Raw genomic sequence first — 6,627 nt, 5'->3', positions numbered from 1 at the left:
CGAACAGCGCTCTCCACCGCGACCGTCAGGACCCAGCGAGGCAGTCGTGCGGTCGATCGACTGGTACAACACGCCGGCTGTCCCGTCGTCGAGTGGGTGTGCGCAATCGATCTCGGGTCGCAACCATTCCAGCCCGTACGAATCCAACCCGAGGCTGTTGAGGAACGGTGAACCCACCGCCATTGGATGGATGGCGGAGCAGGAGTCGTGCAGCAGTCCCGGGACGATGCCCTCTGTGCTGCGGGTCCCTCCCCCGATTGCATCGGCGGCCTCGAGCACGGTCACCGATAGACCGGCGCGTGCGAGGGTCACCGCCGCAGCCAGTCCGTTGGGGCCGGACCCTACGATCACGGCGTTGCGCATCTGCACCGGAATCCTAGGTGGCCCAGTCGGGCTCACCGTCGACACTGATGGTGGAGAAGTCCTTGTGGCCCAGACCGGCTGTGCATCCGCCGTCGACGATGAATTCGGAACCGGTCGAGTAACTGGAATCGTCGCTCGCGAGGTAGATGACAAGATTCGAGACCTCGGCGGGTTCGGCGGCACGGCCGAGGGCGGTCTGGAAGATGTCTTCGGGGATTCCGTCGGTCATCGGTGTCTTGACCAGGCCGGGGTGGATGGAGTTGACCCGGATTCCGCTGGCGCCCAACTCGAGTGCCGCCGATTTGGTCAGTCCGCGTACCGCGAACTTGGTCGCGGTGTATCCGTGGCTGGCGATGGTGCCCGCGATCCCCTCGATGGAGGAGATGTTGATGATCGAACCGCGTCCAGCAGCACGCATCGGCTTAACCACCGAGCGCATGCCGAGGAAGACACCCGTGAGGTTGATGTCGAGGATTCGGTGCCATTCGGCGAGGTCGTAGTCCTCGATGGTGCCGATGTTGAGGATCCCGGCGTTGTTGACGAGGACGTCGACACCGCCGAAGTCCGCGAGGGCGACAGCTACGGCGCGTTGCCAGTCCTCGGGTCGGGTCACGTCCAAATGCACGTAGCGGACCGGCTTTCCGAGTTCGTCGGCCAATCGTTCACCTTCGGCGTCGAGGATATCGCCGAAGACCACTCGGGCTCCGTGGTCGACCAGTGCCCACACGTGGCTCGCGCCCATCCCGCGCGCACCCCCGCTTACTACGGCGACTTTGTCCGTCAAGCGTTCGGGCACGAGATCCTCCTGGTTGCGCGGTGGCGGTCAGTGGTGGAGTTTGTAGTCGTCGGGATTGGCTCGGTGCGTCCATTTCCAGTAGTCGACGATCCGGAAGCCGTACAGCGACGGGACCGTCCCCGCGGAGTTCCGGTAGTAACTGGCGACCTTCGGATGTGTGTAGACCATCGTCTGAAGCCTGTCCTGGTTGCGGCGGTTGTAGTCATCGCAGACCTCGGGTTTCGGTGTGGCCCAGCGGGCTCCGTTCGCCATCACCATATCGATGCAGCTCATGATGTAACGCATTTGGCATTCGGAGTTGTAGATGATGCTGGTCCCGTTAACGGCGTTGGTGCCCGGTCCGTACATGCAATAGAAGTTGGGGAAACCCGGCACCGTGACGCCGAGATACGCGTACGCCGATTCCCCCCATGCCTCGTTGAGGGAAATCCCGTCCAGGCCCTTGATGTCAATCGGGCCGAGTTGGTGATTGACGTCGAACCCCGTGGCCCACACCAGGACATCGGCGTGCCGGTGCACACCGTCCAGGGCGGTCACCCCGTCCTTCGTAATCTCGGCTATGCCGCTGCCGATGAGTTCGACGTCGGGCCGCTGTAGCGTCGTGAGCCAGGTTCCGTTGTCCTGCAACATCCGCTTGCCCATCGGAGGGTAGTCGGGAATGACCTTTTCCAGCAGTGCCTCGTCGTCGGTGAGCGCGCGCATCCAGGCGATCAGCATCTCGCGCACGCCATGGTTGGCCTCGCATGAGGACAGTCCCCCGGTATCCCAGTCGGGGTCGATCATCACCCGTTCCTCGGCAGCGTCGGCGAGCGGCCACCATGAGATGAATCGCAGCCACCGCCCGTAGTACGGCAGGTGCCGGATAGCCCACCTGGCGCCGTCGGGAATCGCGTCGTGATAGGCGATATTGGGCGCCATCCACTGCGGGGTGCGCTGATACACGTCGACGTGCTCGGTGCGATCGGCGATCGCCGGAACCAACTGAAAGCCGCTGGCGCCTGCGCCGATCACCGCGACCCGCTTACCGACGAGATCGACGTCGTCGCGCCAATCGGCGGTGTGGAACGAGGGACCTGCAAATGCATCAGCCCCTCTCACATCGGGGATGACGGCGTTACTGAACTGACCCACCGCACAGATCAATGCGCGGGCGCGCAACTTCTCTTCGTCACCCGTCTCCGAGCGAACGACGACGATCCATGTCGCCGACTCGTCGTCCCACTCCGCACTCGTGACCTCGGTCGAAAATCTGACATGTGCATCGATGCCGTGCTTGACCATCACGTCCTCGAGGTACTGCAGTATCTCTGGTTGCTCGGAGTAGTAGTGCGACCAGTGATCGGTCGGCTCGAACGAGTAGGCGTAGTACTGGTTAGGGATGTCCACGCGGCATCCCGGATAGCGGTTGGCCCGCCAGGTTCCCCCGACGCCGGCCTGTTTGTCGACGATCGTGAACGGGACGCCGGCCTGCTTGAGCTTGATCCCGGCCAAGAGGCCCGCTTCACCGCACCCCACGATCACCACCGGGAAATCGCTGCGCTGTTCCGGTGTCGATGTGAGCGGCGGGCCCAACTGGTCGGCGTCGGTCAGGCGCAGGTCGGCGGCGACGTAGTCGACGTAATCCTCGGTTACCTGGCCCGCTGACATGACGTCGAGCATGTGGCGCATCTGTTCAGCGTCGGGGACGAATGGAGGCGGGCACCCGCGGTCCCGGTAATCGCGAACCACCTCGAATGCCCGATCACGCACGGTTTGCTTGTCGGGTTCGCTCATGCCGCCCTGCAGGTCCATGGGGATCAGCAGGAAGGGCGTCGGCAACTGATCGAGAAGACTCAGGTCGCCCGTCATGTGCACCATCGACATCAGCAGCGTCGGCACGCTGGCCTCATCGATCACCGAGCGGATGACGTCGTCGGAGTCATTGAACGGCAGACCGATCAGGGCGCCGATATCCCCGGTGCCGACCGTTGTTTGCGTCATCTGGCCACCGTTCAGTCAGTCCGTTGCGCGCCGTCGACGGCCAATGCTAGCGTTAGACTGGACACATATCAACGAGTGTCCAATCGCTGAGGAGTGGTCGGGATGTCGGACCTTCAGGTCAGGCGCGTGCGATTCGACTTCGCGGGCGACGACGTGCCGTTCGACTGGCAGCCCGCAAGACCCGCGTTCGCGATGCAGTGCAACCTCATCTCCTTCTTCGCACCGGGGTTCGAGAAGTTCATCGTCGACGCCACCAGGCAGGCCATCCCTCTGATGCGCGACCCCGAGGTGGTCGAGGAAGCCAATGCTTATCTGCGGCAAGAGGCCCAGCACTCGGCAGCACACACCAGCCACGTCCGCGCACTGACGCGGCGCTGGCCCGGATTGAAACAGACGCTGGACGAGGTGACCGCGTCGTTCGATCACCTGACGGCGACCAAGCCACTGGCCTGGCGCCTCGGCTACACCGCGGTCACCGAGGCTACCTTCACGCCCTACTTCAAGGTGTTTCTCGATCACGACGACAAACTTTTCGCACCGGGTGACGAACGCGTCGCCTCGTTGTTCTTGTGGCATTTCGTCGAAGAGATCGAGCATCGCAGCTCGGCGCTGCGCGTGTACGACGCTGTGCACGACAGCTACATGTATCGGTTGAAGACGATCGCAGGTGTGGTCAAGCACCTTCACGAGGTTGTCGGCATCATTTCCCGCGGTTTCTCCGAACACGTGCCGGACTCCGACGGCGGCCGGTACGGCGCATTGATCCCGAATGGCCTGTCCTTCAAAGCCCTTCGCGACGCGCAGAGTGCCGCCCGCCAGCTGACCACTCCCGGCCAGGCTACGTATGCCGGTGTCCCGAAGCGGGAGATACTGGCGATGATCGCGGGACTGGTGCGCTCGCAGGCACCGGGCCACGATCCCACCTTCGAGGACATTCCCGCCTTCGCGGGACGGTGGTTCGCGCGATTCGATGCCGAACCCAAGAGTGCGGCGCGGTGGTATTCGATCGGCGCGTCCACGTGACGTCTCCGGCGTTCTCCTTCGAGAATGGAGCGGAGCTCGAGGATGTCCTCGCCCCCGTCCGCAACGCCGCTGGAACGGCTGGGGCGCAATTACCGTTCGTCCCGTCGATGACGCACCGGGTGCTCGCCCACATCGAGAATCGAGGACTCGATCTCGCCGACGATGTCCTGATGACACCGACGGATGTGTTCACCAGCGCGGAGAGATTCGCCGCCGATCGTCAGATGATGCAGCGGACTCCCCACGTCGTGGCCTGGGGCGGCGAGATCGCCGAACCTGGCGACTACACGACCAAGGACGTGATGGGCACTCCGGTTCTGCTACTGCGTGACAAGGACTGCAACGCAAGGGCATTCGTCAATGTCTGCGCTCATCGTGGCGCACAGGTCGCCTCCGGTTGCGGCCGTGCAACACGATTCACCTGCCCGTACCACGCCTGGAGCTACGACACGAACGGGCGGTTGGCCAGCCTGCCCAGCCGGCACATGTTCGATGGTGTCGACCTCTCCGAACTTGGGCTGCGCCCGCTACCGGTGAGCGAGCAAGCCGGACTGATCGTCGTCGCGCTCGATCCGTCGGTATCGGTGGACGGGTTCCTCGACGACGCCGAGGATCTCGATTCCTTCGGCTTCGATCAGTACGCCCATGCCCAGAGTGCGGAGCTACACCTGCGGGCGAACTGGAAGCTCGCCGTCGACGTGAACTTCGAGGGATACCACTTCCCGTTCCTACACAAGGACACACTCGCACCGATCGTCACCAACAACTCGGTGTTCGACACGTTCGGTATGCACTGCCGATGGGCATTCCCGTTTCGCAATATCGAAGAGCTGCGCAAGATTCCAGAGCAGGATTGGCCCGAACGGTTCAGCGGATCGGTCGTGTACGGCATCTTCCCCAGCTGCATCGTCGTCGAGTCACCGGTGTCTACGCTGATGCTGCGCGTCTATCCCGGCGAGAGCCCTGGCACCTGCGTGGTCCATATGGTCGGTGGATCCCTGCACCCGATGAAAAACGACGACGACCGGTTGCTGGCCCAGGCGGGATTCGACGGGGCGACCGCGGTACTGCGCGACGAGGACTTCCCCGCTGCGGAAGCCTGCCAGCGCGGCGCCGAAAACGGCCTCGAGAACATCATCCTCGGTCGCGCCGAACCACTGGTCCAGCACCTGCATCGTGAATGGGACTCGGCAGTCGAACGGCTCAAACCGTCCGCATGACCTTGGTCCAGTCGACGCTACGGAAAGGTTGAGCAGATGGCCCGACTCGGAGCTGAATTCAGAGGCGTCGATCCAGATTTGAGAGTCGCGGCTCGGCTGCTGCCGGGCGGCTACGGCCTCCACCGCGGTGTGACTGTGCCGCGCGCACTCATGAACCTCGCGGTACGGGCAGGACGCCGCAAGGGCGTCCAATCTGTCGCGGTCAACGCGGACGTATCGGTGCGCGTGCATCGGCCGGTCCGCGCGGCGCAACCCGGGCCGGCACTGTTGTGGATTCATGGCGGTGGAACCGTCATGGGTGGGGCCGGGCAGGAAGACGGATTCTGCCGCAGGCTGTCCAACTTCACTGACGTCTCGATCGCGGCGGTGGACCACCGCTTGGCCCCCGAATATCCGTATCCGACGCCGCTGGAGGACTGCTACGCCGCGCTGACCTGGCTGACACGCCAACCGTGGGTCGATCCGACCCGCGTCGCGGTCGGCGGCGCCAGTGCGGGCGGCGGCTTCGCCGCGGCCTTGGCGCTATTGGCGCGCGACCGCGGCGAGATCGCTCCCGCGCTGCAGATGCTGGTCTACCCGATGCTGGACGACCGCACCGGTGCAAGCCCCAATCAACGTCCTCGCGTCATGTGGTCTGCGCGCGACAACCAGATCGCCTGGCAGTGCTATCTCGGCAGTGCCGACCCACACACAGCAGTTCCGGCCAGAAGGGCGGATCTCGCCGGATTGCCGCCGGCATGGATCGGAGTCGGCAGCATGGATCTCTTCTACGACGAATCGCTTGCGTACGGACGTCGACTGCAGCAAGCCGGAATCCCGACCGACGTGCACATCGCCGACGGCGCGTTCCACGCCTTCGACATGATCGCGCCCAATACGTCCATCTCACAGCACTTCTTCGCAGATCAATGCCGTGCTCTCCGAAAGGCCTTGGTGGAGCACCTTGTTCATGGGAATCCGGAAGTTTGATTTCGATTCCGATCGACTCGTCGGCTCGACGCGACCCGGAGGCGATCGGTCCGATTGGTGAGAGCGCAACCCGTGCAACCTGACCCGGCGAGTCCGGTGAATCGTCCCGATCAGGCACAAACCACAGCGTCAAGATTTTGGAACCATTTGGGGACCACGAATCTGGACACCAAACCCATTGCACCGCAGTGACATTCACCGCAGGCAAGCAGACCCAGCGCACAACACGTCCAATCCGAAGAAGACGGACACCTTGCAGCAGCATGAATCTCGGCG

At 63.6% G+C, this 6,627-nt stretch carries 5 protein-coding genes and 1 pseudogene; 3 read left to right on the top strand and 3 right to left on the bottom strand.

The features are described 5' to 3' along the window. From A8G08_RS10105 to A8G08_RS10095, 3 genes and pseudogenes are all read right to left on the bottom strand, one after another. Nucleotides 1-363: pseudogene (locus tag A8G08_RS10105) on the bottom strand (phytoene desaturase family protein); the annotation flags it as partial. 13 nt (nucleotides 364-376) lie between these two features. Further along, nucleotides 377-1,159, bottom strand: coding sequence for a glucose 1-dehydrogenase (locus tag A8G08_RS10100; RefSeq protein WP_068273353.1), 783 nt, complete (start codon nucleotides 1,157-1,159; stop codon nucleotides 377-379). Nucleotides 1,160-1,186: 27 nt separating this feature from the next. Then, the gene (locus tag A8G08_RS10095; RefSeq protein ID WP_068273352.1) at nucleotides 1,187-3,139 is read right to left on the bottom strand and encodes a flavin-containing monooxygenase; all 1,953 of its coding nucleotides are present in this window, start codon (nucleotides 3,137-3,139) and stop codon (nucleotides 1,187-1,189) included. Nucleotides 3,140-3,241: 102 nt separating this feature from the next. On the opposite strand from A8G08_RS10095, the gene A8G08_RS10090 reads away from it, so the two are divergent. The 3 genes from A8G08_RS10090 to A8G08_RS10080 are packed head-to-tail and all read left to right on the top strand — an operon-like array spanning nucleotide 3,242 to nucleotide 6,351. After that, nucleotides 3,242-4,162 carry a metal-dependent hydrolase gene (locus A8G08_RS10090; protein WP_068273351.1) on the top strand — a complete coding sequence of 307 codons (921 nt, stop codon included), beginning with the start codon at nucleotides 3,242-3,244 and terminating at the stop codon, nucleotides 4,160-4,162. Further along, nucleotides 4,159-5,382: an aromatic ring-hydroxylating oxygenase subunit alpha gene (locus A8G08_RS10085; protein ID WP_157108497.1), complete on the top strand. Its 1,224-nt coding sequence runs from the start codon at nucleotides 4,159-4,161 to the stop codon at nucleotides 5,380-5,382. Before A8G08_RS10090 ends, A8G08_RS10085 begins: the two co-directional genes overlap by 4 nt. 36 nt (nucleotides 5,383-5,418) lie before the next feature. Then, nucleotides 5,419-6,351 carry an alpha/beta hydrolase fold domain-containing protein gene (locus A8G08_RS10080; RefSeq protein WP_068273348.1) on the top strand — a complete coding sequence of 311 codons (933 nt, stop codon included), beginning with the start codon at nucleotides 5,419-5,421 and terminating at the stop codon, nucleotides 6,349-6,351. The last annotated feature ends 276 nt before the right edge of the window (nucleotides 6,352-6,627 follow it).

Origin of the sequence: Aldersonia kunmingensis (genome assembly GCF_001646865.1) — a bacterium.
Taxonomy (GTDB): domain Bacteria; phylum Actinomycetota; class Actinomycetes; order Mycobacteriales; family Mycobacteriaceae; genus Aldersonia; species Aldersonia kunmingensis.
Note: the sequence above shows the minus strand (reverse complement) of the source record. Positions and strands in the feature narration are given on the sequence as shown.